The sequence below is a fragment of the Sinorhizobium americanum genome (assembly GCF_001651855.1).
GTDB lineage: Bacteria > Pseudomonadota > Alphaproteobacteria > Rhizobiales > Rhizobiaceae > Sinorhizobium > Sinorhizobium americanum.
This window is the reverse complement of sequence record NZ_LNQC01000081.1, coordinates 33,329-50,216: the sequence shown is the minus strand read 5'-3', so window position 1 is coordinate 50,216 and position 16,888 is coordinate 33,329. Positions and strand designations below refer to the sequence as shown.

Here is a 16,888-nt window from a genome sequence, read left to right as displayed (position 1 = left end):
ATGGATCTCGGGCGACTGGTCTCTGAGATGCGGGAGTGGCGACGCCACCTTCACGCCCATCCGGAATTTGGCTTCGAGGAAAGGCAGACCTCGGCTTTCATCGCCGCAAAGCTTCGGGAGTTCGGCCTCGACGACGTCGCCGAAGGAGTGGGCGGCACGGGTGTCGTCGGCACGCTGAAGCGCGGGAATGACAACCGGTCGATTGCGCTCAGGGCCGACATGGACGCCCTGCGCATACCCGAACAGTCGGGCTTGCCCTATGCGTCGCGCAATCCCGGTATCATGCATGCCTGCGGCCATGACGGCCATACGGCGATGCTGCTCAGCGCCGCCCGCATGCTCGCGGAGGAAGGCGGCTTCGACGGCACGGTCCGATTCGTGTTCCAGCCTGCCGAGGAATGGGGCAAGGGCGCGCTCGCGATGATCGACGACGGCATCATGCGCCGCTCCCTTTCGAAGAGATCTACGGCATCCACAACATGCCCGGCCTTCCGGTCGGCCACTTCGAGACCCGTGCCGGTGCGATCATGTCCGCCGAGGATAATTTCGAGATCGTCCTGGGCGGCGTCGGCGGTCACGCAGCGCGACCCCATCGCGGCAACGAAGTGCTCGTCGCAGCCTGTGCGCTTGTGACGAACCTGCAGACGATCGTCTCGCGTCGCCTCAGTCCGACCGACATCAGCGTCGTTTCCGTGACCGAGCTTATCACCGACGGTACCCGGAGCGCGCTGCCTGGTCTCGCCAGAATCTTAGGCGACGCGAGAAGCTTCCGCTCCGAAGTGAGTGCCGAGATCGAAAAGCAGATGCGCGTGATCGCCGACGGCACGGCGCTCGCCTACAATGTCACCGCCGAGGTCAGCTATACGCGGGAATTCGTGCCGCTGTTGAACGACGCTACGCTGGTCGACGAGGCCTTCGCTGCCGCGGGGTGTTCGAGCCCGGCAGTTTCGCGGTGCGCAAGGAGCCGATGACCGGCTCGGAAGATTTTGCCCGCTTCCTCGATTTCGTGCCCGGATGCTTTGTCTTCCTCGGCAACGGGAAGGAGTCCGCGCCGTTGCACAATCCGACTTATGATTTCAATGACGATGGGCTTGTCTATGGGGCGAAGTTCCACGCGAGCATCGTCCGCAGGCGTCTTCGCCCGGCCACGGCCTGAGCCGAGTTCGCAGGTCGGATCTGCGCATGGCACAAAAAAACGAAGAGGTTACCGTCGTATCGTTATAAGGATCAGTCCTTCTCAATTTCCGTAAGAGAAAGTTGCCTTGAAGAGGAAATCGCCGGTCTATCTCAATGCGCTGCGTGCTTTTGAAGCCAGCGCGCGCCACGGCAGCTTTTCGGCCGCCGCAGAGGAACTCAATGTCACCGCCGCGGCGGTTGGGCAGATGGTGCGCGGTCTTGAAGACTGGCTGGGCATGCCGCTGTTTCAGCGCAGTCCCAGCGGGAAGACGAGACTCACCTTGACGGCAAACGCAGAGCGCGCGCTTCCTGATATTCGAGCGGGCCTGGATCGGCTGAGTATCGGACTGGAACGGCTTCGGGAGTCGACAACGAGCGGTATTCTGAACGTTACCGTCAGTCCGGCCTTCGCGGCCAAATGGCTGCTCCCGCGCATCGACCGCTTCCAGGCGAGATGTCCGGAGACCGACATCCGCCTCGAGACGAGCTTGAAGCTTGTCGACTACAGGGCGCATGGAATCGATGTGGGGGTCCGATACGGAGACGGAAACTGGGCGGGCCTGGTTGCGGAAAAGCTGATGGACGAGGAGATCTTTCCGGTCTGCTCGCCCGGTTTCCCTGACATTGGCAATCTGGCCGAGCCGGACGATCTCACTCGAACGACTCTCATTCACGACCTCTCCGTCGATCCGGCGATCGGATTCGTCACCTGGGACATGTGGCTGCGAGCGGCCGGCGTGTCCGAGAGCCAACCGCAGAGGGGCATGAGGATCGATAATTCCGCCGCCGTTCTCCAGGCTGCGATCGAAGGGCGAGGCGTTGCCCTTGCGCGAAGCATCCTGGCGCGCGACGATCTGGCAGCCGGGCGGCTCCAGCGTCTGTTTCCCGGGTTCCAGGTGCCGTCGAAGCTGGCCTACTATGTGGTCTATCGTGCGGAATACGCTTCCCTGGCCAAACTGCAGGCTTTTCGCAACTGGCTCATCGAGGAAGCGGCCACGATCCGCGCCTGATCAGCAAAAGCCGCGCGGACTTCACGACCGCCACCAGCCCGGTAAAGATTTTCTTTGTCGCCTGCAAGAACCTCTCATTTGTCAGGGCAGCCGTTTAGCGGCAATCAAATGTCGCAGGCGCAAATCTCGACACTGGACCATCTCCAGCGAAATGGCCCGCTACCGATGGTCCGCTGATCCGTCCGCCTGTGTGCGAGGCGAGACTTGAGGGGATGATCATGACCGGTCCCGAAATCACGTTCGGCCAGTAAGGGGAGTGGAAGGCATGAAAGCAACCTATCGGGCGATGCAGATCACCAGGCAGGGCGGCCTCGAACTGGTGGAGCGGCAAACGCCTGCGCCCGAAGCGGGCGAGGTGCTGATCGCGGTTGAAGCCTGCGGCATCTGTGGCGCCGATGCCAGTGACATCGACAAGGCCGATCCCGGCTTGAAACCGCCTCGCGTTCCCGGGCATGAGGTGGTCGGCCGTATTGTCGCTCTTGGTCCGAACACGCCTTCGATGTGGAAGACGGGGCAGCGCGTCGGCGTCGGTCGTCTCGGAGGGCATTGCAACGAATGCAGCGAATGTCGCCGGGGGCGTTTCAATCTGTGCCGCAACCAGCCCGTCGTCGGTTCCTCCTGCGACGGCGGTTATGCCGAGATGATGATCGCGCGGGCGACAGGGCTCGTCTCCATCCCCGATGTGCTGTCGTCAGAAGAAGCGGCGCCAATCCTCTGCGCCGGCATTGCCACGCTCAACGCGCTGAAGAAATCCGGCGCCGAGGCGGGTGATAACGTCGCCATTCTCGGAATCGGCGGCCTCGGCCACATGGCCCTCCAATATGCCCGCAGAATGGGCTTCCGTGTGGTGGCCGTGGGGCGAGGTGAAGATATCGCCGCGGATGCGACGAAGCTTGGCGCCCATTGTTATATTGACACGGATAAGGAAAGCGCACCCGATGTTCTCAACGCGATCGGCGGCGCAAAAGCCATCCTGACGACGATAGCCAATCCAGCGGCCGTCAGCGCCCTGATGCCTGCCCTCGCGCCGGAAGGCCGTCTCATCGTGCTCGGCGTCGGCAAGGATCCGCTGCCGGTTTCGACGGGTTATCTGGTGGGTGCCGAACGCGGCATCGTCGGCTCGATCACGGGATCACCCTTCGAGAACGAGAAGGCGCTGGATTTCAGCGTGCTGACCGGCGTGCGGCCGATGATCGAGACCATGCCGCTCGAGCGAGCCGCGGAAGCCGTTCAAAAGATGAGGTGCGGTGACGCGAAATTCCGGATCGTCCTGACTATGGGAGACCAGTCCAATGCGCATCAATGAAGACCTGACAAAACCGGTCGTCGTCCACGCGGCCAAACTTGACTGGGTTTCGAGCCCTTCCGCGGGCGTCGATCGCCGCATGCTCTACCGCATCGGCGGCGAGATCGCCCGCGCAACATCGATCGTGCGCTACGCACCGGGCAGCGCCTTCCCGCGCCACGTCCATAGTGGCGGCGAGGAAATTCTCGTGCTCGAAGGGACTTTTCAGGACGAGCACGGCGACTATCCGGCGGGAAGCTATTTTCGCAACCCGCCGGGCACCTCGCATGTGCCCGCCTCGGAAGGCGGCTGTACGATCTTCGTTCGTCTCTGGCAGTTCCGGGAAGGTGACGACGCGCAGGTCGTGCGCCCGCCCGCCGAGGGCGAGGCAGTACCCTTGCGCGAGGGAGCCGACACGGCATGCGTGCTGTTCGACGACGGCAGGGAGCGCGTTGCGATCGAAGAGTGGCGGCCGGGTTCAGCGATAGCGGTTGAAAATCACCGCGGTCTCGAATTCCTGGTGCTTGCCGGCAGCCTGACCTTCCAAGGCGAGAAGCTCGAACCTCAGAGCTGGGGGCGTCTGCCGGCTGGCGAACCGCTTGAGGCGATGACGGGCACGGAAGGCGCTCAGATCTGGATCAAGGACGCCCCTCTCCAGCACGCCGACGTGTTGCCGATGCCGGACTGAAGCAAGCGGAAAGGAATTTCATCCGCCCTGCCGCTTCATTCGTGCAGCTCACGAAAGGAGCATTATGAGCGCTGTTCATCGACCCATGAAGCAACGCCATTTTTGGTTGGCGAACCCTCATGGTATGGCCGCGTGGATATCGCCCCGCCGACCCGCTGCTTTGAACGCCGCACTCGCTGCTGGGGAGGGCCTTCCGGAAAAGAGACAATGATGGACACAGAGGTTGCGATTATCGGCGGGGGCTTGGCGGGGCTGAATGCGGCGCGCCTGTTGCACACGGCGGGGATCGAGTTCCTGCTCCTCGAGGCAAGGGCCACGCTCGGCGGTCGGATCCAGACCGTCAATGAGACAGGTCGGCCTGATACGGATGGCTTCGACCTCGGCCCATCCTGGTTCTGGCCCCGGATGCAGCCTGCGATCGCCGCACTCGTCGCGGAACTCGATCTTCCCACCTTCGCACAGAATAGCGACGGCGACGTAGTCTTCGAGCGAATGTCGCGGGAAGCGGCAAGGCGCTATCCTGGCCTCAGCCAGGAACCCGAAGCGCTGCGGCTCGTCGGAGGGTCGGCGGCGTTGATCCGAGAGCTGGCACGAGACCTGCCTGAAGCAAGGCTCCTATGCGGAACGCAGGTGACCGAGATGCGCCTATCGGACGCCGGGGTGGGGCTGTCAGTCCGATTTGCCGACGGACGCGGGGAGATCGTGCAGGCGTCACAGGTCATCGCGGCCCTGCCGCCGCGTATCCTCCAGGCGACCGTTCGGTTTGAGCCGCCGCAGGAACCTGCGACGGTTCGGCTTTGGCAAGAAACCCCTACCTGGATGGCGCCGCACGCGAAGTTTTTCGCCGTCTATGACCGTCCTTTCTGGCGGGAGGCAGGGCTTTCGGGTACGGCACAAAGCATGGTCGGACCATTGGCGGAGATCCACGATGCGACGACGTCCTCCGGCAGCGCAGCGCTGTTCGGCTTTGTCGGGATGGCGGCGGAGCAACGCGCGGCGATCGGCGAGGAAGCGCTGACGCATGCCTGTATTCAGCAGTTGGCTCGCATCTTTGGGCCGCAAGCCGCCCATCCGCGGGCGACGCTCTACAAGGACTGGGCCGCCGACCCGCTGACAGCAACATCTACCGATTGGTTTTCGGCCGGCCATCCCCATACCCCGGATGATGGCTGGATCACTGGCCCGTGGAAGGAGCGGCTCGCCCTTGCCGGCAGCGAGACGAGCCCGAACGAAGCCGGCTATCTGGCCGGCGCCGTGGAAGCATCGGCTCAGGCTGCCGCCGAGGTGATCCAGAAATTCGCCGCGAACAAAAGCTGAAAGGCACTCGCACATGGGATAGTCGATGCGAGTTTCCGCGAAAGGGTTGATGTGGCGGAACGACCGAAAGCGGCTCCCACATCGTCATCTCCTTGGGGCGTTCCACGGATCACGGCAAGGGCGAGCGCCCCAGCCCGCGTGCAAGCTTCAGGAAGCCGTCGACGTAGGTGGTCGTCTCCTCGCCGCGCCGTACACCCAGATTGATGCTCTTCTGGATGCCGGCATCTCCCAGACGGAGGGCGCGGATCGGCAGCCCGGAAGCATCCTCCTGCAGCAGCCAATCCGGCAGAACCGTAACTCCCCGGCCCGCGCATACGAGCTGCAGCATCAAATCGATGGTCTCGGCCGTGCGGTGCTGGCGGGGCCGGCAGTGCGCGGGAACAAGGAAACGGGTGTAGATATCCAGGCGCTCCAAGGTGACGGGAACCGTGATCAGTTCCTCATCGAGCAGGTCTTGGGGTTGTACGTGATCCCGGCTGGCGAGCGGATGCGTCTCGTGCACCATCAGGACCAGCTCATAATCAAAAACCGGGATGAACTGTAGTTCCGGCGTCTCCACCGGGTCCGGCGTGATCAGCAGATCGATCTCAAACCCAAGGAGTGCCTCAATGCCATCGAAGCGGAAAGCGGTGCGCACGTCGAAGTCCACGTCAGGCCACTCAGCAAGATAAGGCGTCGCAATTCTCGTGAGCCACCGTTGGCAGGGATGGCATTCCATGCCGACACGAAGCGCCCCCCTCCTCCCTCGCGCGAAGTCGGTCAGGACCCGCTCCGCGTGCTCCATCTGCGGCAAGATCCGCTCGGCGACACTCAGCAGATACTCGCCCGTTTGCGTCAATCGCAGCCCACGGCCCGTCTTTGTCCAGACCTTGATGCCATGCCGCTCCTCGAACTTGGCGACCGTATGGCTCAAGGCCGACTGCGTGACGTTCAGCTTCTCGGCGGCCGCAGTGACGCTGCCGCGGCGGTGCACTTCTCTCAAGATTGCAAGGTGCTGCCGGTCGATCATTATGATGCCCATTCATGATTCAATGAAATCATACCATTTCCGCTCATAATGCGATGCGGCTAACCTTTTCGTCAACCGGGCCCCATCGGGTGAGCCGAACGGACGAAAGGACACCGAAGTGACGAAATTGGCGACTGCATACCCTCCCCTTGCGGATCAAGCGCGAACCTCGTCGATCTTCGACGAGGTCGTCGATCGCAAGACCAGCAACTCGATGAAATGGGCTTACGCCAGCAAACTGTTGGCGCCTGACGAAGCCGCGGCCGATCCACTGCCGATGTGGGTCGCCGACACCGATTTCAAGGCGCCGCAAGCGGTCATCGATGCGCTCCACGAGGCAGTCGAGCATGGTGTCTTCGGCTATCCGGGCGGCGCAACGTCATCCTATGTCGGCGCAGTCGTCGGTTGGCAGCAGCGCCGTTTCGGCTGGGATGTCGCCAAGGATTGGATCCTCCCGACGTCGGGCATCATCACCACCTTGAAGACGGCCGCGCAGGCTTTCTCGGCGCCTGGCGACAGCGTTCTGATCCAACCGCCGGTCTACGCGCATTTCCACAACGACGTCCTGTTGAACGGCCGTCATCTCGCCTACGCACCGCTCGAATTCACCCACGACGGCTATCGGTTCAACGAGAAGACCTTCGAGGCGGCCATCCGCAGCAATACGAAGCTCTTCATCCTGAGCCACCCGCATAATCCGACCGGAAACGTCTGGTCCGAGGACGAACTCAGGACGATGGGGGAAATCTGCGCCCGCAACGGTGTCCTGGTCATTTCCGACGAGATTCACGAGGATCTCATCCTGAACCCGGAAATGAAGCACATCCCGTTCGCGTCGCTCGGCGAAGAGTTCGCCCAAAACAGCATTACCTGCACCGCGCCGAGTAAGACCTTCAATCTGCCCGGCCTGCAAAGCGCCAACGTCTTCGTCCCCAACAAGAGGCTGCGGGAAGAACTGCGCCGCCAGTATGAGCGCAACGTCTTCGAACTCGTCAACGTATTGGGGATGGTCGCCGCGGAGGCAGCTTACGCCTATGGGGAACCCTGGCTCGAGGAGATGCTGGACTACCTGCGGGCAAATCACGCGCACTTCGCCGCCGCGGTCAACGAAGCGGATTCGCGCCTGAAGGTTCTTCCGACCGACTCCCTTTACCTGGCCTGGATGGATTGCCGCAGTCTCGGGATGAATGCCGAGACGCTCAACAAGTTCATGCTGACTAAGGCGCGCGTCTGGCTCGACAAGGGCCAGAAGTTCGGGATCGAGGGGCACGGGTTCATGCGCGTCAATCTCGGCTGCCCGCGCGCAACCGTCGATGAGGCGATCCGGCGTATCGCCGCCGCCGTCGCCGAACTTTGAGGGCGAGTCAATGTCTCAGACGATTGAGAAGCGCTGGGCTGAGTTGGGGATCGAACTGCCGGCTGCGGCGAAGTCCATGGCGAACTATCTCCCGGTGACCGCAAGCGGCAGTCTTATTCTCACCTCCGGCCAACTGCCGCTCGCCGACGGCAAACTGATTGCCACAGGACTGCTCGGCAGGGACCTCGACGTCGCTGCCGGTGCGCTCGCCGCCAAACAGTGCGCGTTGAACGTCCTCGCCCAGGCCCAGGCTTATCTCGGAAGCCTCGAAAGGATTGCCAGGCTCGTCAAGATCACCGTCTTCGTGGCATCCGCTCCGGACTTCACGGAGCAACACCTCGTCGCCAACGGAGCGTCGGATTTCCTCGTCGCCGCAATCGGCGAGAAGGGCAAGCACGCACGCTCCGCCGTCGGCGTCGCCGCCCTTCCGATGAACGCGCCCGTCGAAATCGAAGCCATCATCGAGGTCGTCCAGGAACAATGAGCGTCTTCGGCCGTGGCCGGTGACGAGGAAGAAATCGGGAACTCAATCGATCCGAGCGGCGGAGAGAACCGGCAAAAGCCACCGCCGCTGGATCACAACTGGGGAGAATGCCAATGAAAATGACGATTGCTCTTGCCGCGATTGCCGCGGCAACGCTGACGGCCGGCGCCGCTTCGGCCGGCACGATGGCCGACGTTCAAGCGCGCGGCAAGCTGAACTGCGGTGTTACCGGCGGTCAAGCCGGCTTCTCCGCGCCGGACGCGTCGGGGGTGTGGCACGGCATGGACGTTGCCTATTGTCGGGCTGTGGCTGCTGCGGTCCTCAAAGACCCGAACGCGGTGACATTCGTTCCGACAACGGGGCAAACACGCTTTACGGCGCTTGCCTCCGGCGAGGTCGACATCCTGTCGCGCACCACGACATGGACGTTTTCCCGCGACGTCGACCTCAAATTCAGCTTTGCCGGCGTGAACTTCTATGACGGCCAGACCTTCATGGTGCCGAAGGCGCTCGGCGCCAAGACTGCAAAGGATCTGGACGGCGCGACGATCTGCATCCAGACCGGCACCACCACCGAACTGAATCTTGCAGAGTATTTCCGCAAGAACGACATGACCTATGAACCCGTTCCGGTCGAAAACAACGCCGACATCCAGCAGAAATATCTCGCGGGCGCCTGCGACGTGTATACTTCCGATGGATCGGACCTTGCTTCCACGCGCTCGAGCTTCAAGGACCCGCAAGAACATATCATTCTTGCGGACGTCATCTCGAAGGAACCATTGGGGCCGCTGGTGCGCCAGGGCGACGATCAGTGGGCAGACGTCGCCCGATGGACGCTGAATGCACTGATCGCCGCTGAAGAGTTCGGCATCACCACTGAAAACGTCGAGAAACTCTCCGCCGGCACCGACAATCCCGAGATCAATCGCCTGCTGGGCAAGGAAGGCAATCTCGGCGAGCAGTTGGGGCTGGATGCCGCGTGGGCCAAGCGTGCAATCGCAGCCGAAGGCAATTACGGGGAAATCTTCGCCAGGAACGTCGGTGAAAAGACGCCGATCGGGTTGGCTCGCGGTCAGAACGCTCTGTGGGAACAGGGTGGACTGATGTACGCGGTGCCGTTCCGCTAAACCGCCTCCATGGCGCGGGCTTGCCCCGCGCCTTTTCGTTTTCCCCGTACCCGTTTGCCCCGAGCGCACTCATCGTGCGCCGAAGGTAGCGCAGCGAACCTTCAGGGAGATCCCTCATGGCAATGAAGAGCGGCGCTTCGCGCGAGCCGTTTCAATTGAGCATGCTCTTTAACGACTCTCGCTACCGGGCCCGGACGATCCAGGTCTTCGCGTTTATCATTCTGGTGCTTGCGGCGACCTGGCTTCTCGATAATACGATCCGCAACCTCGCTGCCCTTGGAAAGGACTTCTCGTTCGGCTTCCTGTGGAGCACCGCCGGTTACGACATCTCGCCGCGCGCCATCGACTATTCGAGCACAAGCAGCCATGCCCGCGCTGCTCTGGTCGGACTGCTCAACACGCTGATCGTCGCGGCGATGGCCTGCGTGACGGCAACGATTCTCGGCGTGTTTGCGGGCGTTCTCAGGCTTTCCAACAACTGGGTCGTCGCCCGGCTGATGACCGTCTATGTCGAGAGCTTCCGAAACGTGCCGGCCCTCCTTTGGATCATCGTCGTGGCCGCTGTCATGTCGGAGGCCATGCCCGCGCCCAATGCATTCCGCGGCGAAAACCCTAGGGCCTCCATGGTGCTGTGGGACAGCGTCGCCGTCACCAACCGCGGCATCTACCTGCCTGTGCCCGATTTTACCCGGAGCCTTGGCCAAGCCGAGCTTGCCCTCGGCGCACTCGACCTCAATGACATCGCGATCCTCGGAGTACTCTCGCTCTCGTTTCTCATCCATCGCGGCCTCGTCAAGCACGCTCAACGGGTCCAAAGCGCGACCGGGCGGCGTCCGATCACCTGGTGGAAGAGCCTGTGCATCTTCGCACTGCCGATGGTCGCCCTGCTTTACGCACTCGGCTTTCATCTCGACTATCCCGCCTTGAAGGGCCTGAACTTCACGGGCGGCCTGCAACTGCGCAATTCCTTCATCGCGCTGTGGATCGGGCTCAGCGTCTACACCGGCGCCTTCATCGCAGAAATCGTCCGCTCCGGGATCCTCGCGATTTCGCGGGGGCAGACGGAAGCCGCTCTTGCGCTGGGGCTTTCTCCGGCCCGCACGATGCGTCTGGTGATCCTGCCGCAGGCCCTGCGGATCATCATTCCGCCGCTGATCTCGCAATACCTCAACATCACCAAGAACACGTCGCTGGGTCTTGCTGTCGGCTACATGGATCTTCGCTCCACCCTCGGCGGCATTACGATCAACCAGACCGGCCGCGAACTCGAGGGCATGCTGCTGATGATGCTGACCTATGTCGCGATCAGTCTGTCGATCTCCGTCGTCATGAACATCTACAATGATCGCGTCAGGCTGCAGGAGCGTTAGGATGAACATGCACAACGTCTCCTGGGTGCGCCAGGACATGGTTTCCCCGTCAGCAAGACCCGATCGCCAAAATGGCCGACTGGAATGGACGAGAAAGAATCTTTTCAATGGCTGGGTCAGCACCTTTCTGACCTTGGCGTCGGTGGCCGCGATCCTATGGCTCGCAGTGGCCGTCGCACCATGGCTTGGCAATTCCGTCTGGCAAGCCACTTCGCTCGCCGAATGCCGGCAACTTCTGGATGGAGCGCCAGGCGCATGCTGGGCCGTCATCCGTGACCGGTGGCCGCAGCTTCTGTTCGGCTTCTATCCGCCGCACCTCTATTGGCGACCGGTCCTGGCCTTCGCGCTGCTCTTCGCAGCCTTCGCGCCGGTTCTGTTCCGCTCCCCGCCGGCCCGTGCACTCTGGTTCAGTGCCGTCTACCCCGGTATCGCCTATTGGCTGATCTGGGGCGGAAGCCTTTGGTTCCCGACCGCCGTCTATCTCGGCTTCGCCGTCGCCGTTGGACTAATCTCGTTGAGTGCGCGCATCAGCCACGGATTTGCCATCAGCGTCGCAATCCTCGGCGCAGTGCTCTGGTGGCTGTATGCCGTCGAACCGCTCACGTCGACGGCGAACGCTCTTCTGCCGATTACTCTTGACGTCGTCGCATCACGCGACATTGGCGGCTTCCTGCTGTCGATCGTGATCGGCGTGACCGGAATCGCAATGTCGCTGCCGCTCGGGATCTTGCTCGCGCTCGGCCGCCGTTCCAGCCTGCCGCTCATTCATTTGCTAAGCGTCGTCTTCATCGAATTCATTCGCGGCGTGCCGCTCATCACGCTGCTCTTCACCGCATCGCTGCTGCTCAACTACTTCCTACCGCCCGGCACGAATTTCGACCTCATCCTGCGCGTCGTGATCATGGTGACGCTCTTTGCCAGCGCCTATATGGCCGAGGTCATTCGTGGTGGTCTGGCAGCCCTGCCGCGCGGCCAATACGAGGCCGCGGAAGCTCTGGGGCTCGACTATTGGAAGGCCCAGCGCCTCGTCATCCTGCCGCAAGCCCTCAAGATCTCCATTCCCGGCATCGTCAATTCTTTCATCGGGCTCTTCAAGGACACGACGCTCGTCATGTTCATCGGCCTTCTCGACCCGATCGCCCTCGCCGCCGCCATCCGCGCCAACACGAACTGGCAAGGGATCTACTGGGAACTTTTCATCTTCATCGGCGCGGTGTTTTTCGTCTTCTGCTTCGGCATGTCGCGCTACTCGATGTATCTCGAGCGCCGGCTGAAAACGGACCATCGTTAGGAGAAACGCGCATGACAAACACCATGACGCTACAAGCACTCGCGCAGGACGACCGGCTCGATCCTGCCAAGGCCGCCGTCGAGATCACGGCCGTGAACAAGTGGTATGGCGAGTTTCACGTCCTGCGCGACATCAATCTGACCGTGCGACGGGGAGAGCGGATTGTCATTTGCGGACCGTCGGGCTCCGGCAAATCGACAATGATCCGCTGCATCAATAGGCTTGAGCAACATCAATCCGGCACGATCGTCGTCGACGGCATCGAACTCTCCAACGACCTGAAGAAAATCGACGACGTCCGTCGCGAAGTCGGCATGGTCTTCCAGCACTTCAATCTCTTCCCGCATCTGACGATCCTCCAGAACTGCATGCTCGCCCCGATCTGGGTCCGCAAGATGCCGGAAAGCGAGGCCAAGGAGCTTGCCATGCATTTCCTTGAGAAGGTCAGGATACCGGATCAGGCGCATAAATTTCCGGGTCAGCTCTCCGGCGGCCAGCAACAGCGCGTGGCGATCGCACGATCGCTGTGCATGAAGCCGCGCCTCATGCTGTTCGATGAACCGACGTCAGCTCTTGACCCCGAGATGATCAAGGAGGTGCTCGATACGATGATCGAGCTCGCCGAAGAGGGCATGACGATGCTCTGTGTCACCCACGAAATGGGCTTTGCCCAAGCCGTGGCGGACCGGGTGATCTTCATGGATCAGGGCCAGATTATTGAACAGAATGAGCCGAAGGCGTTCTTCAGCGCGCCGCAGTCGGAGCGCACGCGAACATTCCTCGGACAGATCCTGGGTCACTGAACGACAGTGCACCGCCGCGAACGTAGGCCCGGCTTGCCAGCGCGACTTCGAGCGCAGCCATCTCTCGGTCGATGTCATGGTGCAGAAAGGCCACGGCGGAATGCGCGTCCAGATGGTGAGGGCACAGCGCCCCGCCCCCGCTCCGTTCAGAGCGATGACGTCGTAGCCGGCGGTCTCGGCAAGGCTTACCGCCATCTTCAGTTCGATTGAACGTCTGCAGAGAACGATGCGCGTCGCGGGATGATAGGTGGTGATGAAGCTGTCCTGCACCCACCTCGGCGCTGCCGTTGGCTCTTGGAACACGAGGAATTGAGCCTTCGCATCATAGCGCAAGCGCCGGCCCGCTTGCGCCTGGCCATTGCGGCAAGCACTTCATCGAGCGGTTCGCTCCGCCTGACCACGTGTATGGCGAGCGTTATCCCGCCGCCGCAGGGAAGAACGATGCCGAAGAACTTCGAGCCTTGTCCGAGAACAAGCGAACGGTCGCATCCGGCCCTGGGCGCCTCAAGAGCTTCCGCAGCGACGGCGGCCTCGACGGCCGCGCTGCGGCCAGGGAACCGGATCGTCTGGTCGGTCGCATGAGATGCGGCGCCCTGCCCGGCAAAGACCGTTATCGAAGGCCGGTTCAATGTTCTGCAACATCACCGCTATCTGGCGAACCTCGCGGGCCGTTTTCGAGGTGCAGGGACGGGATTTTGCGGCGTTGTCTGTGATTTGGTTGCGGGAGCCTGATCACACTGAGGCTTGTAGTGGATCCGCTACTGAACAACGGTTGAGGCGTACTGCTGTTTTTGGAACGTCCTTCGTGCCGTGAATGCGGGGTTCGCGCGCTTCCGTTTGCTCGCGCCACCAACATCGCAAGTGGCGGGGCGAGAGCAAAAAGCACGACCGGCATGAACCAACTCGTCTAGGGGCCGACGAACATCGTTGGAGCGAGGGTGCCGTGAACTGTTGAAAACCTTTCAGGGGAAAACTGAACGGAACTCCTCCACACTCCAGATCAGAGCGCCTAAGTTGCGCTTCTAAAGCTTACAGTAGAAAGCTCGTCTGCCCCTTCAACTCGCCCGGCTGGACGCAAAACCTCCCTTAGGCAGCGCAATCGCGGTCGGAGGCATGTGTCTCTTTATGGCGACTCATGGCGCGAATTCTTTATTTGTTAGCTTCTATCGCATAAGATTTTACGTGAGCGCGAGCGAGCGTGAGTCTAGGTTGGCCCAGTGTTTAGGGGATGAATATTGACCTATCAAACTCAGTCACGACTTAGTCGTCTTTCGCCATTGCTGTTGGTCGCACTCATTCTTAGCGGATGCCAATCGGCTGCTTTCGACGACGTTGCGGCATTTGGCGATAGTGCCAAAACGCTCGAGGACGACTCGGCCGTCGCCTTCTACAAGAACGACGAACTGATCACGACCGGCAAGTTGCAGTTCAAGGAAAAGAACTACGGCAAGTCCTACGCAATCTATAAACGTGCGGTTGCCGTTTTTCCGCAGGATCCTGCTGCTTGGCTCGGCTTCGCTGCCTCTGCTGACATGATCGGACGGTTCGACACGTCGGATCGCGCCTACCAGCAACTCTCCAAGATGATTGGCAACAGCCCTGTCTATTACAACAACATCGGCTATTCCCACCTTCTGCGCGGCGACTTGCCGCGCGCACGCCAGTACTTCCTCAAAGCATACGAGCTTGACCCGGCGAATGAAACGACTGCCAGGAATCTCGAGCTGATGAAGAACAGCGTCAAGTACGCGCAGCGGTGATGGCTGGCAGACTGCCTACTGCACGTTTCGTTAAAATCATACAGTTCCGCGCGTCTTATCAGACGCGGGGCTGTATGATTTTGAATGCTGCATGACTTTGTCGATAATCCTTGAACCGGATACAAATTAAAAACTGCTCAAGTTCTATCGCATGTTTCCTATCACATAACGCCGCTGCAGCCAGCGCGTTCTCGCCGCTACGAGCGCCGCATAGCTTCGCTATCGCACCTTCCGCAGGATCAACTTGCCTTCGGGCGAAATCGACCTTTCGTAGCGCGGCAAGTTGGATTCGGCGCTCTCGGTCCCGATAGCGGGCAGGCTGCCGTCCTGGGGCTGCAACTCCGTGGCAGCGGTCGTCAGCGAGGGCTCGAGGCGCTGCGTCGCCCCCTTGCCGGGCGCGCTCAGGATGACCGAGCCGCCGGAACTCGGCAGACCCGAGCGCATTCCGTCGTCCAGTTCCGAGACCGCCTTCTGCAGGTTCTCCACGCGTTGACGAACGATCGCCAGCTCATCGGCCCTTGCGACCCTGGCGACATTGCGGCCCTGTTTTTCGAGTTGAAGCTTCAGTCCATCGATGGAGCGCTTCACGCCTGCGAGTGTTTCGCGGCTTTCTCGGACGTCGGCTGCGTTCTTGGCCGTGTAGAGCAGGATACCCGCGTTTAGCGGCAGGAACACCAGTGCCAGGGCAATGAATGGCGCAGCCCGTTTTCGTACAGGCTCATCCGCCTTCCGTTCGCGCCGCGCGTCGGGTTCGACTTCGATATTCGCCATGCCAACCATAATCTCACTCCGCCGCAAGCCGGGCCGTGGCCCTCGAACTGCCAATCCCCGAGATATTGGGGCCGATTTAGCCGAGGCGAGCGCCCCGCCTCAATAGTCTTGGGACTTCTACGCCACCCAACCGCTAGTCCGCCGTGAAGACGCCTTCCCAAGCCCGTTCGAGCATCTCCAGCGACGCCACTTTCTGCAATCCGTTGAACGCGCAATAGGATCCAATGAAGTCCAGAAGATACTTTGGATGGTAGCAGGAGCCCAGTGATTCGCCACCGTATTTGCGATCGTAGAACAGTTCCAGGTCCGCCACAGACATTTCTACCGCCACGCTTTGGGCGTAGCCCTCGAATATCCGGATATATTCTGCTCGCGAAGGATTGTTGACGAATATTTTGTATTTCAGCCGCCGCAATCCAGCCTCGTCGGAAAGTTCCTTCGGGGCAATGTTGGTCGAAAAGACAACGAGTTCGTCGAAGGGGACTTTGAACTTCTTTCCTGTATGCAGGGTCAGGAAGTCGTAGCCGCGCTCGAGTGGCACGATCCAGCGGTTGATGAGAGCCTGCGGCATCACCTGCTGGCGCCCGAAATCATCGATGATGAAGACGCCGCCGGAGGCCTTGAGATGCAGCGGCGCCTCGTACACGGTCGAGCCTTCGCTGTAGGCGAGGTCGAGCAGGTCGAGCGTCAGTTCGCCGCCGGTCTTGATCACCGGACGCCGGCATTCGACCCAACGCTGATCGGCCTTGGGATAGGGCATCCCGTTCACCGGCTGGTGAACGGCTTCGTCGTAGAAACTGATGACGTAGCCGCCGACCTCGATGGCATAGGGTACCCAGATCGTCTGTCGGAACAGGCGCGAGGTGCGCTCGGCGATGCTGGTCTTGCCGTTACCAGGCGGGCCGTAAAGCAGGATGGATTGCCCCGAATTCATAGCGGGACCCAGCTTCTCGACGAGCGACGGTGACAGCACCAGCCCCTCGAGGCTGGCGAGCAGGCCGTCCTGGGTCACGCGCTCGTGCTGAATGGACTGCAGGCCGAGTTGGCGACAAAAGGCGTCGAGCGAGACCGGCGCCGGCCCGACATAGGAGGACTGGCGGATGGCTGCATGGGCATACTCCATGCCCTTGGTCGAAAGCGCGTAGCGGATGTCGGACCTAACGTCCTCTCCCGCCAAGCCCCTTGCCTCCATATAGGCGAGCTTCACGAGTTCCTTGATCAGAGGATTGATCACCGCCTTGGGCAGTTTCATCCGTTCCGCCAGGTGCGATGGCGTCACCGTGTCCTGCTCGGTCGCGCATTTTGCGGCGAGCCGCAGCAGAAAGGAGAACTCGAGCCCCGTTTCTTCCACGCTCATCGGCGCCAGCGGCATACGGGCGTCGAGTGCCGGAGCGCTATCGTCATGGATTTTTTCGAGCGAATGCATGGTGACCTCGC

The 16,888-nt window shown here is 61.4% G+C and carries 14 protein-coding genes and 1 pseudogene; 12 read left to right on the top strand and 3 right to left on the bottom strand.

The genetic code is table 11. The features are described from left to right. The 5 genes and pseudogenes from ATC00_RS32405 (at position 1) to ATC00_RS28655 (ending at position 5,476) form a co-directional block, all read left to right on the top strand. Positions 1 to 1,156 (top strand): annotated as a pseudogene (locus ATC00_RS32405) (M20 aminoacylase family protein). A 106-nt stretch (positions 1,157 to 1,262) separates the two neighbouring features. Next, on the top strand, positions 1,263 to 2,186 hold the full coding sequence (gene gcvA / locus ATC00_RS28670) for a transcriptional regulator GcvA (RefSeq protein ID WP_064255305.1): 924 nt from the start codon (positions 1,263 to 1,265) through the stop codon (positions 2,184 to 2,186). 265 nt (positions 2,187 to 2,451) lie between these two features. Beyond that, positions 2,452 to 3,492, top strand: a complete 1,041-nt coding sequence (locus tag ATC00_RS28665; RefSeq protein WP_064255304.1) for an alcohol dehydrogenase — start codon at positions 2,452 to 2,454, stop codon at positions 3,490 to 3,492. After that, a complete protein-coding gene (locus tag ATC00_RS28660) occupies positions 3,479 to 4,159 on the top strand; it encodes a cupin domain-containing protein (protein WP_064255303.1) in 681 nt (226 codons plus the stop codon). The genes ATC00_RS28665 and ATC00_RS28660 overlap by 14 nt, the downstream gene beginning before the upstream one ends. 207 nt (positions 4,160 to 4,366) lie before the next feature. Continuing rightward, the gene (locus tag ATC00_RS28655) at positions 4,367 to 5,476 is read left to right on the top strand and encodes a flavin monoamine oxidase family protein (protein WP_064255302.1); all 1,110 of its coding nucleotides are present in this window, start codon (positions 4,367 to 4,369) and stop codon (positions 5,474 to 5,476) included. Between the two features lie 109 nt (positions 5,477 to 5,585). Here the strand turns inward: ATC00_RS28655 and ATC00_RS28650 are convergent, their stop codons facing one another. Then, complete coding sequence (locus ATC00_RS28650) at positions 5,586 to 6,485, bottom strand: LysR family transcriptional regulator (RefSeq protein ID WP_064255428.1); 900 nt, start codon at positions 6,483 to 6,485, stop codon at positions 5,586 to 5,588. A 118-nt stretch (positions 6,486 to 6,603) separates the two neighbouring features. On the opposite strand from ATC00_RS28650, the gene ATC00_RS28645 reads away from it, so the two are divergent. The 7 genes from ATC00_RS28645 to ATC00_RS28615 all read left to right on the top strand — a co-directional run bounded on the left by ATC00_RS28645 (position 6,604) and on the right by ATC00_RS28615 (position 14,680). Beyond that, positions 6,604 to 7,842, top strand: a complete 1,239-nt coding sequence (locus ATC00_RS28645; RefSeq protein ID WP_064255301.1) for a MalY/PatB family protein — start codon at positions 6,604 to 6,606, stop codon at positions 7,840 to 7,842. 10 nt (positions 7,843 to 7,852) lie between these two features. Then, positions 7,853 to 8,326: a RidA family protein gene (locus tag ATC00_RS28640; RefSeq protein ID WP_064255300.1), complete on the top strand. Its 474-nt coding sequence runs from the start codon at positions 7,853 to 7,855 to the stop codon at positions 8,324 to 8,326. 113 nt (positions 8,327 to 8,439) lie between these two features. Next, positions 8,440 to 9,456, top strand: coding sequence for an amino acid ABC transporter substrate-binding protein (locus ATC00_RS28635; RefSeq protein ID WP_037387835.1), 1,017 nt, complete (start codon positions 8,440 to 8,442; stop codon positions 9,454 to 9,456). Positions 9,457 to 9,572: 116 nt separating this feature from the next. Continuing rightward, entirely contained in the window at positions 9,573 to 10,826 is a 1,254-nt protein-coding gene (locus tag ATC00_RS28630; protein ID WP_064255299.1) for an amino acid ABC transporter permease, read from the top strand. Position 10,827: 1 nt separating this feature from the next. Further along, entirely contained in the window at positions 10,828 to 12,117 is a 1,290-nt protein-coding gene (locus ATC00_RS28625; protein WP_064255298.1) for an amino acid ABC transporter permease, read from the top strand. An 11-nt stretch (positions 12,118 to 12,128) separates the two neighbouring features. Then, entirely contained in the window at positions 12,129 to 12,920 is a 792-nt protein-coding gene (locus ATC00_RS28620; protein WP_037387839.1) for an amino acid ABC transporter ATP-binding protein, read from the top strand. Positions 12,921 to 14,155: 1,235 nt separating this feature from the next. Then, a complete protein-coding gene (locus ATC00_RS28615; protein WP_037387841.1) occupies positions 14,156 to 14,680 on the top strand; it encodes a tetratricopeptide repeat protein in 525 nt (174 codons plus the stop codon). Between the two features lie 219 nt (positions 14,681 to 14,899). Here ATC00_RS28615 and ATC00_RS28610 read toward each other — a convergent pair whose 3' ends face one another. Beyond that, positions 14,900 to 15,460 (bottom strand): hypothetical protein, encoded by a 561-nt coding sequence (locus ATC00_RS28610; RefSeq protein WP_064255297.1) that lies wholly within the window; start codon positions 15,458 to 15,460, stop codon positions 14,900 to 14,902. A gap of 124 nt (positions 15,461 to 15,584) precedes the next feature. Then, positions 15,585 to 16,877, bottom strand: coding sequence for a hypothetical protein (locus ATC00_RS28605; protein ID WP_064255296.1), 1,293 nt, complete (start codon positions 16,875 to 16,877; stop codon positions 15,585 to 15,587). Between the last annotated feature and the right edge of the window lie 11 nt (positions 16,878 to 16,888).